A 17,375-nucleotide genomic window follows, 5' to 3' on the forward strand; every position below is an offset into this window, starting at 1 on the left:
GTCCGGGCCTGCCCCCGGTGGGGGACGCGGAGGCCGGGAGGGTGACCGTGGTCACCCGGACGTGAACCTGAGGTGACGTTACATCATGGGTTGTCCGTATGAATGGGTTGATGTCTGGTCCGTGGGAGCGGCGCCCGGCCCCGGGTTGACTGGATGTAGGGGGCCCTCAGGGCCCGCCCGCACCGTGCTGCCCGCCGACCGCCGCAGCCTCGCGGCCGGAGGGCGCGCTGCTCAGGACGTTCCGGTCGGGAAGCTCCACGGCAGGGACCGCGTCAGCTCGGCCCACTCCTGGGCGCCGATCGGGTCCACGACCGAGGTGGCGTCCACCTCCACGGGCAGGGTGGCGTTCACCTCCTCCAGCGTGCGCGCCACGTTCTCCTCGTGCGCGGCGTCGTGCTTCTCGGCCTCCTCCACGAGCACGGCGATGATCCCGCCGAGGTCGGAGATGAGCCCCTCCAGTTCGGTGCGCGACATCTCGACGTCCTCGGCGCAGTGCTCGACCGCGCCGGTCCTGACGCCCTCGTCGCCGTAGTACCAGACGGTGGCCAGCAGTCGGTCGAGGTCCCCGTCGCCGAGCCGCTCCGTGGCAACGGCCCGCTCCACGAACTCCGCGCTGGCCGGGGTCATCTCGCCCAGACGGGTCTGGCCGCTCCCGAAGCCCGCGAACCGGCTGACGACGCACTCCTTGGCCGTCCGGACGCGGGTCGCCCGGGGCTGTTCGGAGCCCGCGGCCTCCCCGCTCTCACCGGTCTCCGCGGGTGCCTCCTGCGCGCCCACCCCGGCGGCGGGCTGCTCCTGCGCCGCCTCGCCGCCCCGCCCTGACGCGGCCTCGGGGGTCTGCGGGGTCTCGGGCCGCCCGACGGGGGAGACGCCCGCCGCGGCCCCGTCGGCGGAGGACTCGCTCCCGTCCGCCCCGGCGGGCCCCTGCGACTCCTTCTCCCCGGTCGTTTCGGGAGCCGACTCCACGGGCTCCTCCTGCGCCGCCTCCCCGCCGGACCCCTCGGCGTCGGTCTCCGCGGGCGCCTCCCCCTTCCCGGTCAGCGACTCCGCCATCCTGACCAGTTCACCGCTGCCCCACTTGTCCGGCTGGAGGTACAGGGCCACGGCCACGCCCGGCTCGTCGAGCCAGAACAGGTCGCCGGTCTCCGGCGACAGGTAGGCCTCACTGCGCAGCGCCTCGCCCGAGTCCAGGCGTTCCAGAGTCCTCTCGGGCAGGTGGCCGTACCGGCGTTCGCGCAGGTCGTCGAGTTGCTGAATGCTGTCCGAGCGCAGGACGGAGACCCTGCCGAGCAATTGGTCGGGTCCGCGCATCCAGGAAAGCTGCGACTGCCTGTTGCCCAGCCGGTCGGTCGTGGTCGAGGCGTGCATCCCGTGCCGCTCCAGTTCGGAGGGCAGGTAACCGATCTCGTAGCCGTCCAGGCTGTACGAGGGGACGCCCTGGCCCATCTCCGGCCACGCCAGCGTCCGCATGTCCTTCTCGTCGGCCGCCACCGCCCCCGGGAGGCCGACCGGTCCCGACGACGCGATCGCGGCGGCGCCGAGCAGCGCGACCCACCTCTTGTGGTGCTTGCGCATGAGTGTTCCTTCCCATCGACTACTCCTAGTGATGGTTGCAGTCTCTGGGTAATCGACCATGGGTGCGGGGGTCAAAATCCGTGCATGAAGTGACCAAATGGATGCATTAAGTGAGAATGTCGTCGAACTGTCGGACACATCACCAGATGATGGGCCGCGGATCACCGGCTGCTCCGCAGGCGGTAACCAAGCGGTCGCCATCCGCACCCAATCTGAGGAAGCAGCCGACAAGTTCACGCGCACTTGGGAGGTCCGGTGCAGCGCATCGGTATCGTCGTCGCAGCCGTGTCGTTCTTCGTCGTCACCGGCGCGAGCGCATCGTCCGCGACGCAGGACACCGACCCCCGGTGGTCGGACGTCACCAGATCCGCAGTCATCGAGTACACGACAACCGAGCGCCCGCTGATCGCCGTCTCCCACCGCGGAGCCTCCGGTCACGCGCCCGAGAACACCCTGGCCGCCCTCGACACCGCCGACCGGCTCGGAGCCGAGACCGTTGAGGTCGACGTCCAGCGCACCAAGGACGACGTCCTCGTGCTCATGCACGACACCACCCTCGAACGCACCACCGACGTCGAGGAGGTCTTCCCCGAACGCGGCTCCTACGAAGTCGCCGACTTCACCATGGACGAGGTCCGCGAGCTCGACGCGGGCGCGTGGTTCGACGCCTCCTTCGACGGTGAGCCCGTCCCCACCTTCGCGGAGGGGCTCGACCGCCTGGAGCAACTGGACCTCAACCTCTTCCTGGAGCTCAAGGAGCCCGGGCTCTACCCCGGCATCGAGCAGGAGATCGCCGACGAGCTGACCGGGCGAGGAACCTGGCTGGAGCCCAACCCGGACGGTGAACCCCGCCGCCTCGTCGTGCAGAGCTTCGACTGGCAGTCGGTGCGGCGCTCAAAGGACCTGCTCCCGTCCGTGCCGCACGCCCTGCTCGGCCGGGTCCCCGAGAGCAGCATCGACGAGCACGACTGGGCGCAGATGATCAACCCCAACCACACCACCATCGACGCCACCTACGTGGAGCGGGTCCACGAGGCGGGGATGGAGATCATGCCCTACACCATCAACGAGCGCTCCCGGATGGACACCGTCCTGGGCTGGAAGGTCGACGGGTTCATCACCGACTACCCCGACGTCGGCCAGGAAGCCATCGCCGCCCGGGCCCAGCGGTCCCAGCCGGTGGTAAGGATCCCCGCGCTGCCCCTGCCCCGCTGACCCGCGTCGGCCCGGGGACCGCGTCCGCCCCGGAAGGGGGCGGCGTCCCCGGACCCCGCCCGGAGCGCTCCCTGGCCCCGGACGGTGTCAGGTGGGATGATCTGTCCGACCCACACGAGGTCCCCGCCCGAGGGGAGACCGCGCCGCGGTCCCCCCTCGGGCGGGGCGTTCGGACCAGGAGGCGGACACCACGTGAGCGATCGGCTGGCCATCCCCCGGGAACACGTCGACTGGCGCACCAAGGGCCTGTGGTGGACGGACGACCCGATTCCCCTTGAGGAGTTCGCGGCCCGCCGCGACCACCTGTTCACCGGCCCCTTCACCTGGCCGCTGATGGTCCTGCGCGCCTCCGCGCTGGACCGCAACGTCGCCGCGCTCGCCGACTTCGCCGAGCGCCACCGGCTGCTGTTCGCCCCGCACGGCAAGACCTCCATGGCTCCGGCCCTCATCCAGCGACAACTGGACGCGGGCGCCTGGGGGGTCTCCGCCGCCAGCGCCAACCAGGTCCTGGCCTTCCGCCGGTTCGGCGTGCGCCGGATCCTGCTCGCCAACGAGCTGCTCGACGGCCGGGTGCTGCGCTGGGCGGCCGGTGAGCTGGACGAGGACCCCGGCTTCGAGTTCCTCTTCTACGCCGACTCGGTCGAGGGGGTGGCGGTCGCCGCGGAGGCTGCCGCCGACCGGCCCGGGGGAGGCTCCGCCGGGCGGCCCCTGCGGGTGCTGGTCGAACGGGGGGTCCCCGGAGGGCGCACCGGCTGCCGCACCCGTGAGGAACTGCTCGCGGTGGCCGCGGCCGTCGCCGAGGCGCCGGGTCTGGAACCGGCCGGGGTGGCGGGCTACGAGGGATCGCTCGGCGACGCCGACGGTGTGCGCGGCTTCCTGCGCGACCTGGTCGGCGACGCCGCGGCGCTGGCCGCCCGGCACGGCCTGGACGGGCCGGTGCTGTCGGTGGGCGGCAGCGCGTGGTTCGACCTGGTCGCCGAGGAGTTCGGCGGACGCGAGGACGTCCTGCCGATCCTGCGCAGCGGCGCCTACGTGGTCCACGACGACGGCCTGTACCGGCGCACCACGCCTTACCGCCGCCTGCCCGAGGGCCCCGACGCGCTGGCCGGGGCCCTGGAACTGTGGGCCCGGGTGACCTCCGTTCCGGAGGCGGGGCTGGCGATCGTCGGCATGGGGCGCCGCGACGCCAACCACGACCAGGGGTTCCCCGTGCCGCGCCGCCTGCGCCGGGCGGACGGTTCCACCGTCGACGCCGGGGGCGCGGAGGTGACCGACCTCAACGACCACCACGCCTACCTGAGGGTCGCGCCGGGGCTGGAGGTCAGCCCCGGCGACCTGGTCTCCTTCGGGATCTCGCACCCGTGCACGGCCTTCGACCGCTGGCGGGTCCTGCCGGTGGTGGACGACGCCGACACCGTCGTGGAGATGGCGGCCACCTACTTCTGAGGCCCAGGGCGCCGTCGGCGGAGCCGCGCGGACCCCGGCGCCCCGGGAGCGCCCACGGCTACCGGGGTCGCGGGGTCACCCCCAGCCCACCACCCCGGGGCGGGTCTGCCACGGGCGCGGCCCGTCCAGCGGCCGGTACTCCACCCCGGCCGCGTCGAGCCGTTCCAAGTGCCTCCTCAGCCGGGGCTCGAACTCGGCGTAGTCGCGCTCACCGGACGACCACACCTGCTCGGCGAAGGCCGACAGCCTGGGGAAGACCATGTAGTCCAGCCTGCGCGGCGAGTCGATGTGCTCGGTCCACACGTTCACCTGAGCGCCCAGCACGTGCGCGGCCTCCCCCTCGGTCAGCCCCGGCGGTACCGGCTCGGCCAGGTAGACGTCCTCGATCCGCAGCAGCGTGCCCACCGGGACGGGCTCGTCCCCGGACTCGGACTGCCGGTAGTCCAGGTAGGAGGTGCGGGTGGGGCTCATGACCACGTCGTGACCGGCCCGCGCGGCCGCGACACCGCCCTCCTCGCCGCGCCACGACATCACGGTCGCCCCCGGTGCGAGCCCTCCCTCCAGGATCTCGTCCCAGCCCACCAGGCGGCGGCCGCGCGAGGTCAGGTGCTCGTCCAGTCGGCGGATGAACCAGCTCTGCAACTCGTCCTCGTCGGCCAGCCCCTCCTCCTTGATCCGCCGCTGCGCGGACGCGCTCGCCCGCCACTGGGTCTTGGGGCACTCGTCGCCGCCCACGTGCACGTACGTGCTCGGGAACAGCTCGATCAGCTCGTCCAGGACGTTCCGGTAGAACTCCAGGACGTTGTCGGTGACCGCGAGCACCTCCTCGAAGATCCCCCACTGGTCGCCGACCGGGATCCGTCCGGACTCGCCCAGCTCGGGGTAGGCGTGGATGGCGGCCTGAGAGTGGCCGGGCACGTCGATCTCGGGGACGACGGCCACGTGCCGGGCGTCGGCGTAGGCGACGATCTCGCGGATGTCGTCCTGGGTGAAGAAGCCGCCGTGCGGGCGTTCGTCGAACACCGGCGGCTTAGCGGCGCCCACCTGGCTCCGGGTCCGCCAGGAGCCCACCTCGGTCAGCTTCGGGTAGCGGCGGATCTCCACGCGCCACCCCTGGTCGTCGGTCAGGTGCAGGTGCAGGACGTTGAGCTTGTGCATGGCCAGCAGGTCGATGAACCGCAGAACCTCACGCTTGGGCACGAAGTGGCGGGCCACGTCCAGCATCACGCCCCGCCAGCGGAAACGCGGCGCGTCGGTCACACTCACGGCGGGTAGGGCCCACTCGGCGCCGCCCAGCGGGGCGTCCCGGTAGGCGTCGGCGGGCAGCAGCTGCCGCAGGGTCTGCGCACCGTAGAACACCCCGGCGGGGTCGTTGCCCACGATGATGGCTCCCTCGGCGTCCACGATCAGCCGGTAGCCCTCGCGGCCCAGGGCCGCCTCGGGGTCCACGCTCAGTCGGATCTGCGCGCTGGCCTCGTCGCCGGCGGCCAGGGGGAGGCCGGTGGCCGCTCCGAGTTCACGCTGGAGCCACGTGAGCGTGCCCCGGGCGTCGGGGTCGGCGGAAACCCTGGTCGAGGCGGTCAGCGTGAGGCCCCCGGTGCCACCGGGAGCCGAGGAGTTGGGACGGGGGACGAGGAAGGGGGAGGTGTCGGGCACGGTGAACCGCTCCTATCCGGTCTAGACCAATACCGGACATAGTGTCACGTGGCTCCTCACGGGCACACCCCCCGCGGACAAACGGTCACCCTTACCCGGAGACGACGAGGTACCGAAACCGGGACCGGGTAGGTGCGGGAGTGGTGGGGTTACCACCACGACGGACGGGGGGCTGGCGTTATCGCCGTGGCGCGGGTCCCGTCCGTACCGTTGCCGAGACGGCGGACAGAGGGGGCGGCGATGCTCAGGAGACGGGGGACACCCGTGGGGCGGGGGCGCTGATGCTGGTGCCGATCCTCATCGCCGTGGCCGGGGCGTTCACCCTGGCGCTGGGTTCGGCCCTCCAGGAGCGCGACGCGGTCCGCGCCCCGGGAGGCCGGGTGGCGAAGGCTGGGCTCCTGCTGCACCTGCTGCGCCAGCCCCGCTGGATGATCGGCAGCTTGGCCGCCGCCTTGGGCGCCGGACTGCACCTGGTGGCCCTCAGCGGCGCACCGCTGACCATCATCCAGCCGATCGGTGTCACCGGCCTGCTGTTCGCCATCGTGCTGTCGGCCCTGTTCAACCGCCGCCGGGTCGGCCTCTCCCAGATCATCCCCGGAACCGCCGTCATGGTGGGCCTCACCGGGGTGATCTCCCTGTTCCCGCACACCGCGGACAGCCCCGTCATGAGCACCGGCACGGCGCTGGCGCTCACCGGGGTCGTCCTCGGGGCGGGAGCCGTCGTCCACTTCACCGCGCACCGGATGAACAACGGGGTCCGGGCCCTCCTGCTCGCCCTGGCGGGCGGGGCGGCCATGGGTACCACATCCGGTCTGGCCCGCGTCCTGTCCGCCAACGCCGTCGGGGACTGGACCAGCCTGATCAGCTGGCTGGCCCCGCTCGCGGTGGCCGCGGCGGTCTTCGGCGCGCTGCTGATGCAGAACGCCTACCGCACCGGGCACTTCACGGCCGCCTACGCGACCCTCCTGATCACCGACCCCGTGGTCGGTGTGGCCATCGGCGCCCTCCTCCTGGGCGAGGGAGCGCCGCGGACACTTCCCGCCCAGTTCGGCGCGCTGGTCTTCGCCTGCCTCGCCGTCGCCGGAACCGTGGCCCTCGCCCAGGCTCGCAACCGCAACCCCGAGGTCGTCGCCGCCGACACCGAACGCTGAGGAGAGACCATGACCGAGCGTCCGCTGCGCGTCCTGATCGCCAGCGACACCTATCCCCCCGACGTCAACGGGGCCGGATACTTCACCCACCGCCTGGCCGAGGGGCTGGCCGGACGGGGGCACCGGGTCCACGTGGTGTGCCCCTCCGAGCGGGGCGAACCCCACGTCACGGTCAACGGCGCGGTGGTCGAGCACCGCCTGCGCTCGGCGCCCATCCCCTTCATGCGCGCGGCCGTCCCGCTGGGGATGGGCGGGCACATCGCCAGGATCGTCGAGCGCCTGGACCCCGACGTCGTGCACGCGCAGAGCCATTTCCCGCTCAGCCGCGCGGCGATGCGCAGGGGCCGCGCCGCAGGCGTCCCCGTCGTGCTCACCAACCACTTCATGCCGGACAACCTGTACGCGCACGCCCGGATCCCCGCGCCGATGCAGGAACTGGCGGGCCTCCTGGCCTGGAGGGACATGGTCCGGGTGGCGGGGGAGGCCGACCACGTGACCACGCCGACCCCGCGGGCGGCCAGGCTCCTGCGGGAGAAGGGGTTCACACGCGGGGTCGAGGCGATCTCGTGCGGGATCGACCTGGAGCGGTTCCGCCCCCACGAGGACCCCGCCGCGGCGCGGCGCCGGTTCGGGCTGCCCGACCGGGACACGATCGTGTTCGTGGGCAGGCTGGACGCGGAGAAGAGGATCGACGACACCATCCGGGCGCTGGCGCGTATCGTGCCCGGACGGGACGCCCAGCTGGCCCTGGCGGGGACGGGCCAGCGCGGGGAGGAACTGCGCGCGCTGGCCGCGGAGCTGGGCGTGGCGGACCGTGTGTTCTTCCTGGGCTTCGTCCCGGACGAGGACCTGCCCCTGGTCTACGGGGCGGGGGACGCCTTCGCCATCGCGGGCGTGGCCGAGCTGCAGAGCATCGCCACCCTGGAGGCGATGTCCACCGGACTGCCGGTGGTGGCCGCGGACGCGATGGCGCTGCCGCACCTGGTTGAGGAGGGGCGCAACGGGTTCCTCTTCCCACCGGGCGACCCCGCGCTCCTGGCGGACCGGCTGCTCCTCGTGCTCGGTCCCCGGGGACGTGCTCTGGGCGCGGCCAGTCGTGAGCTCGCGCGGCGGCACGACCACCACCGGTCCCTGGAGCGGTTCGAGGAGGTCTACACCCGTCTGCGGGGGACGGCCCCCGCGCGGGGGGAGAGGCCGGTCGCCGCCTGAGGTGTCCGAAAGGGACGTTTGGTTGATGTTTCGATTCTTCTGCCACTTTCCGTATTCTTTGCGTAGCGACCGGTGATGTTGTCCTCCTGTGGGATACACAAGATGTTGTGTGGTTCGAAGGGATTAGTGCACAGACCGGCCGGGGCAACCCCACCGAGGGCCTCACCGATCGGCTCGTCAGCGCCGAGCGGGAGGCGGGGTTCCACGAGCACGACATGTCGGTGTTCGAGCGCGAGCGCATCGACCTGGAGCACCGGGTGAACCGGATGGAGGCCGAGCTGGAGGCACTGCGAAAAAGGAGACTGGAAGCCTACGCCCGATGGTGGAACGCCCGGGACGACCGTGACCGGGCGCGCCACGTCTGCCGCAGACTGCGCCGCCGGATCGACCGGACGCGCGGCAGGGACAAGGAGTGAACGACGGCGAACGTGGTCCGACCCCGGGGGGTTCGGGCCACGCGTCGTTCCACGGCGGCTCCTCCAGGAGCCCGCCCAGGGGGCGGAGCGGACCGTGGTGCCCCGCCGAGGGGCACAGGTCCCCGGCGGGAACGGGCCGTATGCCCGTGGAGCACGAGTCGACGGGACCCGGCGGGGGCTGCGCGGAGCGGACCGGTGTCAGCGGTGGAGCGCGTGCTGACGCGGGACCCGGCCGGGTCGGCACGGGACGGCCCGGCGCGGCCGGTCAGGCCACCGTGATCCCGGCGACCTCCCTGCTCACCTGCTGCGCGGCGTCCCTCAACGCCGCCAGCGTCACCTGTACCGCCGGTCGCCTCGCCGCCACCGACCGCACCACCGCGTACACGTGCCGCTCGGGCGCGGACGCGGGCAGCTTCCGGTAGACGAGCCCCGCCGGGGCCCCCACCATCGCCAGGGCCGGGACCGCGGCGATCCCGATCCCGCGCGAGACCAGGCTCAGCACTGTTCCCAGCCCCTCGAACTCCCAGGCGGCGGAGGGCAGTCCGCCCACCTCGGACAGGAGCCGGTCCGTTCCGTAGCGCGAACGCTCGCTCTCGGGCGTCACGATCCACGACTCGTTCAGCAGCTCCTCCAGCACCACCGGCGCCGAGGGGTCGGCCAGCGCGTGCCCCCGGGGCACCGCCAGCACCATCGGGTCGCGCATCAGGTTGATGTGCCGCAGTCCGCCCTCGGGCCCGCGCCCGGGGTGCTGTCCGGACCAGTCGTCGACCAGGGCGATGTCCACCTCCCGAGAGCGCACCTGCTGGGTCCCCGTCGCCAGCAGGGTCTGGCGCAGCAGGAGCTGCATCCCCTCGTGCCGGCGCAGCGGCGGCACCAGCAGGGGCGCGAACGCCACGGCGGCGGTCGGGAACGCCGTGACGGTGACCACGCCCAGCGCCAGGTCGGACTGCTCGGCGAGCACCGACTCGGTCGCCTCCACCAGCGCCAGGATGTCCTCGGCCTGGGCCACCAGCAGCCGCCCGGCGTCCGTGAGCTCGGCGCCCCGCGCGGAGCGGTCCAGCAGCGCGACGCCCGTCTCCCGCTCCAGGGCGGCCAGTTGCTGGGACACGGCCGAGGGCGTGTAACCGAGGGCGCCGGCTGTGGCGGCGATGGTCCCACGCACGCTGAACTCGCGGAGGACGTGCAGACGACGCAGATCGAGCATAAGAAGATCTTACGCTCAGCATCGAAAAGACGCGCTTGTACTGATGCCCGAACCTGGGCAGTCTGTGGGGTGACGGGCCGTCTTCCCAGGTGGAGTGGCAGTCCATGCATCACCCGCATTCACGACAAACCGGAGATGAGTCCTCGATGACCGTCACTGTGTCCGCGACCCTCGCCGTCAACGAAGCGCTCGCCGAGAAGCGCCGCCAGGGAGTACGCGTGCTCCCCCTGGGCTTCGGCGAGGCCGGACTCCCGGTCCACCCGGTCATGCGCGACCGGCTCACCGCGGGGAACGGTGCCAACGCCTACGGGCCCGTCGCCGGGTCCGCGGCCCTGCGCGAGGCCGCTGCCGGGTACTGGGAGCGCCGCGGGCTGCCCACCGACCCCGGGCTGGTCGTCGCCGGACCCGGCAGCAAGCCGCTCCTGTACAGTCTCCTGCTGGAGATCGGCGGCGACACCGCGATCGCCGCGCCCAGTTGGGTCAGCTACGCCGCGCAGAGCCGCCTGATGGGGCAGCGGCCCGTCATGGTCCCCACCGCCACCGGCGAGGGGGGCGTACCCCAGCCGGACCTGCTGCACGCCGCAGTCACCGCCGCCCGCGAGCAGGGGCGCACGGTCAACGCCGTCATCGTCACCGTTCCCGACAACCCGACAGGCACCGTGGCCGGGGCCGACACCGTCCGGCGCCTGTGCGAGGTTGCCCGCGAACTCGACCTGGTCGTCATCTCCGACGAGATCTACCGCGACCTCGTCCACCCCGCCGCCCCGGGCGAGGAGCCCGCCGAGGTGCACAGCCCCGCCGAGTACGCGCCCGAGCGCACCGTCATCTCCACCGGACTGAGCAAGAACCTGGCCCTGGGCGGCTGGCGCATCGGCGTCGTGCGCCTGCCCGACTCCGAGATCGGCCACCGCCTGCGCGCCGGGCTGCTCGGTGTGGCCAGCGAGATCTGGTCGAGCCCGGCCGCCCCGGTCCAGGAGGCCGCCGCGCACGCCTTCACCGAACCCGCCGAACTCCTCGACCACGTCGACCGCAGCCGCCGTCTGCACGGCATCGTCGCCGGGGCGGTCACCGAGGCCTTCGTCCGCGCGGGCGCGACCGTGGCCGCCCCCCGGGCGGCCTTCTACCTCTACCCCGACTTCGAGCCGGCCCGGGAGCGGCTGGCCGCCCTCCACGGCGTGGCCACCGGCCCGGACCTGACCGGGCTGCTGCTGGAGCGCTTCGGGATGGGCGTACTGCCCGCCGCGGAGTTCGGGGAGGGCGTGGAGGCCCTGCGCATGCGGGTCGCCACCAGCCTGCTCTACGGCGACACCGAGGAACGCCGCTACGCGGCCCTCGCCGCCACGGACCCGCTGGCGCTGCCCTGGGTCCGCGCACACCTGGACCGCCTCGACGAGGTCCTGGGCGCGCTGCTGCCCGAGGGCGCCGACGCCGGGCCCGTCCTGCGCCGGTCGGCCGAACCACAGGCGGTCAGCTGACCGCTCCCCGCGTCCGCCCCGTGTAAAGGGGGCGGGGCGGACGCACCGTCCTCCGGCCTCCCCCGGCCGCTCCTTCCGGGGGAGGCCGGACCTCTGTCCGGCCCCGGGCGGCGGGACGCCCCGGTTCCCGGGCGGCACGCCGCTTTCCACGCCGACGGCGCGTCCCCGCCCGGGGCGCCGCCGGATCCCCGTCCGGTGAGGCCACCGCGCGGACGCCGCCGTTCGGGCGCTCACCTCGGGCCGGACTGGGCGCCCTCCACCCCCGCCTCGCGCGCGGCCAGTTCCGCGCTGGAGGCGATCACCGCCCGGTAGTGGTCGAGCAGCCGCTCACCGACCGCCTCCCACGTACGGTGCTCCACCGAGGGCCGCGCGCACCCCGCCATCCGCTCCCGCACCTGGAGGTTGTGGGCCAGCCGCCCCACCGCCACACGCAGTTCGCGCACCGAGTCCGGGGCGTACAGCAGCCCGTTGTGTTCGGGCACCACCAGGTCCAGCGGACCGCCCGAGGCCGGGGCCACCACCGGCACCCCCGAGGCCAGAGCTTCCTGGACGGCCTGGCAGAACGTCTCGTCGGCACCGGTGTGCACGAACACGTCCATGGACGCGTACAGGCGCGACAGGTCACCGCCGGTGCGCTGCCCGGTGAACACCGCGTCGGGCAGGCGCCTGCGCAGCCGCGCCCGCTCGGGGCCGTCCCCCACCACGACCAGCCTGATCCCGCGCAGGCGGGAGACGTGTTCCAGCATCTCCACCCGCTTGTCCCTGGCCAGACGCCCCACGTAGCCCACGATCGTCTCCCGGTTCGGTGCGAGCCGGCGCCTCAGATCCTCGTCGCGGTGCGCGGGGGAGAAGCGCTGGGCGTCGACCCCGCGGCGCCACAGGTCCAGGCGGGGGAACCCGCGCGCGGACAGCGCCTCCATGGTGGCCGAGGACGGTGCCAGCGTGCGGTCCACCGCGGCGTGCGTGCGCCGCAGCAGCGACCACAGGGCGTCTCCGCCGGGCAGGCGGTAGCGCCCGGCGAAGCCGGGAAGGTCGGTCTGGAAGACCGCCACCGTCGGCAGCGCCCACCGGCGGGCGGTCTCCACGGCCGCCGCCCCGAGCAGGGCGGGCGAGGCCAGGTGCAGCACGTCGGGGGAGAAGGCGCGGATCGCCGCGGTCATCATCCGCCGTGCGGGCAGCCCCACCGAGAAGTCGCGGTAGAACGGCAGGGGCACGGAGGGCAGCCGGACCACCGGGAACCCCGCGTAGGAGGAGGGGCCCGGCCCGGGGGCCAGCACCAGTGCCTCGTGGCCGCGAGCGGCGAGCAGGTCGGCGACCCGGCACACGGAGTTGGTCACCCCGTTGACCTGGGGCAGGAAGGACTCCGTCACGATCGCCACCCTCAGTCTGCCCCGGGCGTCGGCCGGGGGCACGCGGTCGAGCGGCGGTGTGCGGGCCGCCGCGGCGCGGGGCCCGGCAGCGGGAACGCCAGCGGACGCGGGGTCGGTCGCGGTCCTGGGAGCGGCTGAGGGGTGGTGAGCGGCCGGGGACGTGCGCGTGGCCGGAGACGTACGGTCGGTCGGGGACATGCGGGTGGCTCCCAACGCCGGGGGGACGGCTGCCTACGCCGGGGACGGCTGTCTCCGACGCTAGGCTCGTGGGGTGAACCTCGGTTTGGGTACGGGGGAACCGCGCCCGAAGACCAGGCGTGGGCAGTCCGAGCGGTCGGTGACCGTGTCCGTGCGCCCGTGTGTCCGCCGGGTGACCCTCCGGTGGATATGATTGCTGAATGTAGCCAATATATTGCTCTAAGGAGTCATGCGGTGACCCTCGTGGAATGGGCCGAAGCAGTCCGAAGTGAACTGGGCCTGACCGGTACCGAACCCCTCCGCAAGGAGGACGTCGACCGGGTGCTCGACCTCGCCCGGGACGCCGCCCACTCCGTGGCCCGTCCCGCCGCGCCCCTGACCACCTACCTCCTGGGCGTGGCCGTGGGTCAGGGCGCGGACCCCGACGAGGCCGCGGCGGTCCTCAGCAGGCTCGCCCTGGCCCGGGTCGACGAGGAGGACCGCGCCTAACACCCCGCCGCCGTCCGCTCCGGTCGGGGGCGTTCCGTCCGCGCCGACGGGCCCTCCCGTCCGCTCCGGCCGCCTCCGTCCGTGCCGTCGCGGCCGTGGCCGCGAGGAACACCGCGCCCGGAGCCCGCTTCGGTCGCAGCGGATCGTCGTGGTCGCATCGGTCAGCAGTCCGTACCGGTCGCATCCGACGGCGTCGCGCTCCGGACCGCGTCGCGGGTGGGCCCCACCGGCTCCACCGGTGCCCTCGGGTCCGCCGCCGTCCGGCCGCAGCCCCGGAGCACGGCCCCGACCAGCGCGGAAGCCTCCGGAGGACAACGCCCCCACCCGGGGGTACGCGGAGATGGAACCGGAAGTTCCCGAAGAAACAGGCATGTGGAACACGTGTGATGTGTTTGTTACGCGTCGATGCGATTCTTTGCCGGTATCGCGGGCCTCCACCAGTGCCGAAGCGATCGCGAGGGCGTCGGATCCCCCGTACTCCAGTACCGGCGGCCCCTCGTCCCCACACACTCACCGATAGGGAGATCCCCTGTGGACCAGCTCCTCGAAATGGCTGGCATCGTCAGCAGCATCATCTGGGGGCCCTTCGTCCTCATTCCGCTGCTGTTCGGTGTCGGCCTGTTCCTCACCGTCCGCCTGCGCCTGCTCCAGCTCCTGCGGCTGCCCCACGCGCTGTGGCTCGCCCTCGTCCGGCGCAAGGAGGACCCCTCCGTCGAGGGCGACATCTCCCACTACCAGGCGCTGAGCACGGCCCTGGCCGCCACCGTCGGCGTCGGCAACATCGCCGGTGCCGCGCTCGCCATCGGCGTCGGCGGACCCGGCGCGCTGTTCTGGATGTGGGTCGTCGGCTTCCTCGGCATGGCCACCAAGTACAGCGAGGCCCTCCTGGGCGTGAAGTTCCGCCGCACCGACGCCAAGGGCGAACAGAGCGGCGGCCCCATGTACTACCTCAAGTACGGGATCCCGGGCGGCCTGGGCACCACCCTGGGCGTGGCCTTCGCGGTCTTCGGCGCCATCGCCGCCTTCGGCATCGGCAACGGCACCCAGGCCAACGCCGTCTCGCAGCAGATCACCAGCGTCACGCCGCTGGAGCCGTGGATGGTGGGCCTGGCCCTCGTGGTCCTCGCGGGCGCCGTCATCCTCGGCGGCATCAAGAGCATCGGCCGCGTCGCCTCGGGCCTCGTGCCGATCATGATCATCGGCTACGTGGGCGTCTGCCTGGTCATCCTGTCCGCCAACTGGGCCGCCATCCTCCCCGCGCTCCAGCTCGTGGTGACCGACGCCTTCACCGGCACCGCCGCCACGGGCGGCTTCGCCGGGGCGGGCATCATGCTCGCCATCCAGATGGGCTTCGCCCGCGGCATCTTCTCCAACGAGTCGGGCCTGGGCACCGGTGCCATCGCCGCCGCCGCGGCCAAGACCACCCAGCCGGTCCGCCAGGCCATGGTGTCGATGACCCAGACCTTCATCGACACCATCATCGTGGTCACCATGACCTGCCTGGTCATCATCACGACCGGTGTCTGGTCCGCCGGCGGCGAGGACGGCTCGCTGATGACCAGCAGCGCTGTCTCCGAGGGCCTGGGGTCGATCAGCCCCGCGCTCGCTCCGGCCGGCACCGTCATCGTGGCCGTCGCGGTGGCCGTGTTCGCCTTCACCACCCTGCTCGGGTGGGCCTACTACGGCGAGCGCTGCATGGTGTTCCTGGGCGGCCGCCGCCTGGTCCTGCCCTACCGCCTGGTGTTCATCGCCGTCATCTACGTGGGCTCGGTCGCCAGCCTGGACTCGGTCTGGCTGTTCAGCGACATCGCCAACGGCCTGATGGCCCTGCCCAACCTCATCGGCCTCCTGCTCCTGTCCCCGGTCATCGTGGCGGAGACGCGCAAGTTCTTCGCCCACCCCGACTGGAGGGACCCGGACAAGATCATGGAGGACGTGACCAAGGCCTGACCCGGCAGGGGCCGCGCCCCCGCCGCAGGGCGGTGACGAGGAGGGGGGACCGGACCGGAGCCGGTCCCCCCTCGGTGTTCCCTTCTCCGGACGCCGCCCCTACCACCAGGCGTGGAAGTGAACCGGGGGAGTGGTCTACCTGGGGCCTTCGGTTCGTTGAACCGGTGAGCTGGGCTTTCGCCTGCTCGCCGGTTCTCGCTGTTTCTCGGCTCTGCCCGTCCCCGTGTGCGCCCGATGTGCGCCCTCTCGGGGCCCTCGCTCGGACCCCGCCGACAGAAGGTTGGATTCTGGCCTGCTGGACTCGACCGGTACCCCCAGAGGCGGATTCACCTGCAATGACTAGTTTGGCGGCTTCCTGGCGTCCCTGGTCTTCGAGTAAGCGCATGTGTCACTGGTCAGCGATACGCTTCAGAACCATCACCACAACCAAGGAAGAATAATGCCCAAAAAGAAAAAGAAGAGCCCGGAAAGCAAGCAAAAAAGGCGGCAGATAAAAAACAGCGAAGGGAAGGCGGTCATTTGGCATGAGATGACAGTTGAAGAAGATTTCACCAAAGCTGCCAGTCGTATTTTTCAAATGCTCAAAAATTGTCAGGATAGATTCCCTAATAAAAAACGGGCGCTATATATCGACGTCCAGGGCCATAGGAATAGTGAAGGCGGGTTCGATCGTGATGCCTTTGAGTTGATTCAATATTTCGCCCTTGAAAAGATGGCGCAATATCTGACGGAGGTGAGGACTCCTCTGATGCATGTCATCAATAAAAAACCACAGCTACCCCTGCCGGATAAACTCACTATTACTGATGAGAATAATGAGCACTCATTTGATTTTCGGGCTCTTGAAAACCGACCGCGAGAAGACTCGCCAGATGGAAGGAAGACCTATCCAACCACGCAAGCGATTATGGATTACCTCGGAATGAAGGAGTTCCGCTGTCTGGTTTGCTGGACTAGCGATTCAGTTGAACGAGCACACGCGGTTCCGCGGGCCCTGGGCGGATCAAACGATGTGAGGAACTTTGCCCCGCTGTGTACTGATCACCATAAGTCCTCGCCAGATGTTGCAGATTCCGAAGCGTTCTGGTCCTGGATAGACCACGAGCGAAAAAAATTCTCAGATAAGCGCAAAAAGGAGATCATGGAAATTTTCGACCCGAAGGAAGCGGGTTCGGGAAGTCGAAAAACTCATGATGAATCGGACAACTTCTTTCGTTTGGTAAAGGCGGAGCTTGTGGAGCTCTATGGATGGAACGAAGAGGACTTCTCTGCCACGTCGTGGGAGCTGATGGAGCAATATCAGACAGTGCTCAAGGGGGCAACCGGAAAGCACTTTGGGATTGATAAAAAGGTTTCGACTCATGCATGGGCTTTTGATGTTGCAAGAAAAAGAATGGGGAGTGGTGAGGCAGCTTGAAGGGTGTGAATGAATGTCCTGATTGAAGGGAAATTATCCTACTCGAATAAATTAACCAATGCCTTACCTCTCTTCTCTGCTTTCTGCTTCCCTCTGAGGCCCTGCTTCCTGGTGTCCTGCGCCCGTCACCCGCTGCCCTGGCCTGGTCCTCTGGAACCCGCACGCCCCGGCCTTGCCGCCTTGTCGGTCCAGTCCACCCCTTGGTCCCTGGACTTTTGCTGCCCTTGGTTCGACCCCCTGGGACGAACGCCGTGCCCGACCTCTTGGGCACGGCGGGGCGCGCGAGGACGCGCCGCGCGGGACGCAGGCGAGCGCGGACGCGGCGCGCCTACCGCCGGACACCCGTCAGGGTGTCCAGCAACCGCGCTTGCGCACTCTTGGTTGCTCGGTACATCAAAACGCTCGCACTGATCCACCGGAGAGAATCCCGGTGGTTCATGCCCCGCGACACCCGCGTGCCTCACGCCCTGGTCCTCGCGCCCGTCCCCTGAAACACCCCGCCGGCCCCGCGCCCTGACTCCCGCGTTCGCCCCATCACACCCTGGCCCGGCCTGCCTCGTCCGCTTCGCGCTTCGACCCGTCCGGGTCGAACCAGCAAAGGAAC

Annotated in this window: 13 protein-coding genes; 9 read left to right on the top strand and 4 right to left on the bottom strand. The window is 71.1% G+C overall.

The features are described 5' to 3' along the window. Window positions 1-231: 231 nt before the first annotated feature. Window positions 232-1,575 (bottom strand): hypothetical protein, encoded by a 1,344-nt coding sequence (locus tag ABD54_RS19835; protein ID WP_047871014.1) that lies wholly within the window; start codon window positions 1,573-1,575, stop codon window positions 232-234. Between the two features lie 255 nt (window positions 1,576-1,830). Between ABD54_RS19835 and ABD54_RS19840 the strand changes: the two genes are divergently transcribed. Next, a complete protein-coding gene (locus ABD54_RS19840) occupies window positions 1,831-2,790 on the top strand; it encodes a glycerophosphodiester phosphodiesterase family protein (protein WP_047871015.1) in 960 nt (319 codons plus the stop codon). Between the two features lie 192 nt (window positions 2,791-2,982). After that, a complete protein-coding gene (locus ABD54_RS19845) occupies window positions 2,983-4,236 on the top strand; it encodes an alanine racemase (protein WP_047871016.1) in 1,254 nt (417 codons plus the stop codon). Window positions 4,237-4,311: 75 nt separating this feature from the next. On the opposite strand, the gene ABD54_RS19850 is transcribed toward ABD54_RS19845, so the two are convergent. Then, on the bottom strand, window positions 4,312-5,892 hold the full coding sequence (locus tag ABD54_RS19850; RefSeq protein WP_047871017.1) for a beta-N-acetylhexosaminidase: 1,581 nt from the start codon (window positions 5,890-5,892) through the stop codon (window positions 4,312-4,314). 281 nt (window positions 5,893-6,173) lie between these two features. On the opposite strand from ABD54_RS19850, the gene ABD54_RS19855 reads away from it, so the two are divergent. From ABD54_RS19855 to ABD54_RS19865, 3 genes are all read left to right on the top strand, one after another. Beyond that, window positions 6,174-7,043 (top strand): DMT family transporter, encoded by an 870-nt coding sequence (locus tag ABD54_RS19855; RefSeq protein ID WP_047871018.1) that lies wholly within the window; start codon window positions 6,174-6,176, stop codon window positions 7,041-7,043. Between the two features lie 9 nt (window positions 7,044-7,052). Next, on the top strand, window positions 7,053-8,252 hold the full coding sequence (locus tag ABD54_RS19860) for a glycosyltransferase (RefSeq protein ID WP_047871019.1): 1,200 nt from the start codon (window positions 7,053-7,055) through the stop codon (window positions 8,250-8,252). A gap of 107 nt (window positions 8,253-8,359) precedes the next feature. Continuing rightward, a complete protein-coding gene (locus tag ABD54_RS19865; RefSeq protein ID WP_047871020.1) occupies window positions 8,360-8,668 on the top strand; it encodes a hypothetical protein in 309 nt (102 codons plus the stop codon). Between the two features lie 265 nt (window positions 8,669-8,933). On the opposite strand, the gene ABD54_RS19870 is transcribed toward ABD54_RS19865, so the two are convergent. Beyond that, window positions 8,934-9,872, bottom strand: coding sequence for a LysR family transcriptional regulator (locus ABD54_RS19870; RefSeq protein WP_047871021.1), 939 nt, complete (start codon window positions 9,870-9,872; stop codon window positions 8,934-8,936). A 146-nt stretch (window positions 9,873-10,018) separates the two neighbouring features. Between ABD54_RS19870 and ABD54_RS19875 the strand changes: the two genes are divergently transcribed. Then, on the top strand, window positions 10,019-11,347 hold the full coding sequence (locus ABD54_RS19875) for a pyridoxal phosphate-dependent aminotransferase (protein WP_047871022.1): 1,329 nt from the start codon (window positions 10,019-10,021) through the stop codon (window positions 11,345-11,347). A 230-nt stretch (window positions 11,348-11,577) separates the two neighbouring features. Here the strand turns inward: ABD54_RS19875 and ABD54_RS19880 are convergent, their stop codons facing one another. After that, window positions 11,578-12,726, bottom strand: coding sequence for a glycosyltransferase family 1 protein (locus ABD54_RS19880; protein WP_082166909.1), 1,149 nt, complete (start codon window positions 12,724-12,726; stop codon window positions 11,578-11,580). 423 nt (window positions 12,727-13,149) lie between these two features. Here ABD54_RS19880 and ABD54_RS19885 point away from each other — a divergent pair, with 423 nt between their 5' ends. The 3 genes from ABD54_RS19885 (at window position 13,150) to ABD54_RS28615 (ending at window position 16,771) form a co-directional block, all read left to right on the top strand. Beyond that, entirely contained in the window at window positions 13,150-13,404 is a 255-nt protein-coding gene (locus ABD54_RS19885; RefSeq protein WP_047871024.1) for a DUF6457 domain-containing protein, read from the top strand. A gap of 531 nt (window positions 13,405-13,935) precedes the next feature. Continuing rightward, on the top strand, window positions 13,936-15,354 hold the full coding sequence (locus tag ABD54_RS19890) for a sodium:alanine symporter family protein (protein WP_047871025.1): 1,419 nt from the start codon (window positions 13,936-13,938) through the stop codon (window positions 15,352-15,354). Window positions 15,355-15,793: 439 nt separating this feature from the next. Continuing rightward, window positions 15,794-16,771, top strand: coding sequence for an HNH endonuclease (locus tag ABD54_RS28615; protein WP_200904147.1), 978 nt, complete (start codon window positions 15,794-15,796; stop codon window positions 16,769-16,771). Window positions 16,772-17,375 lie beyond the last annotated feature (604 nt).

Origin of the sequence: Nocardiopsis sp. RV163 (assembly GCF_001029525.1) — a bacterium.
GTDB classification, from domain to species: Bacteria; Actinomycetota; Actinomycetes; order Streptosporangiales; family Streptosporangiaceae; genus Nocardiopsis; species Nocardiopsis dassonvillei.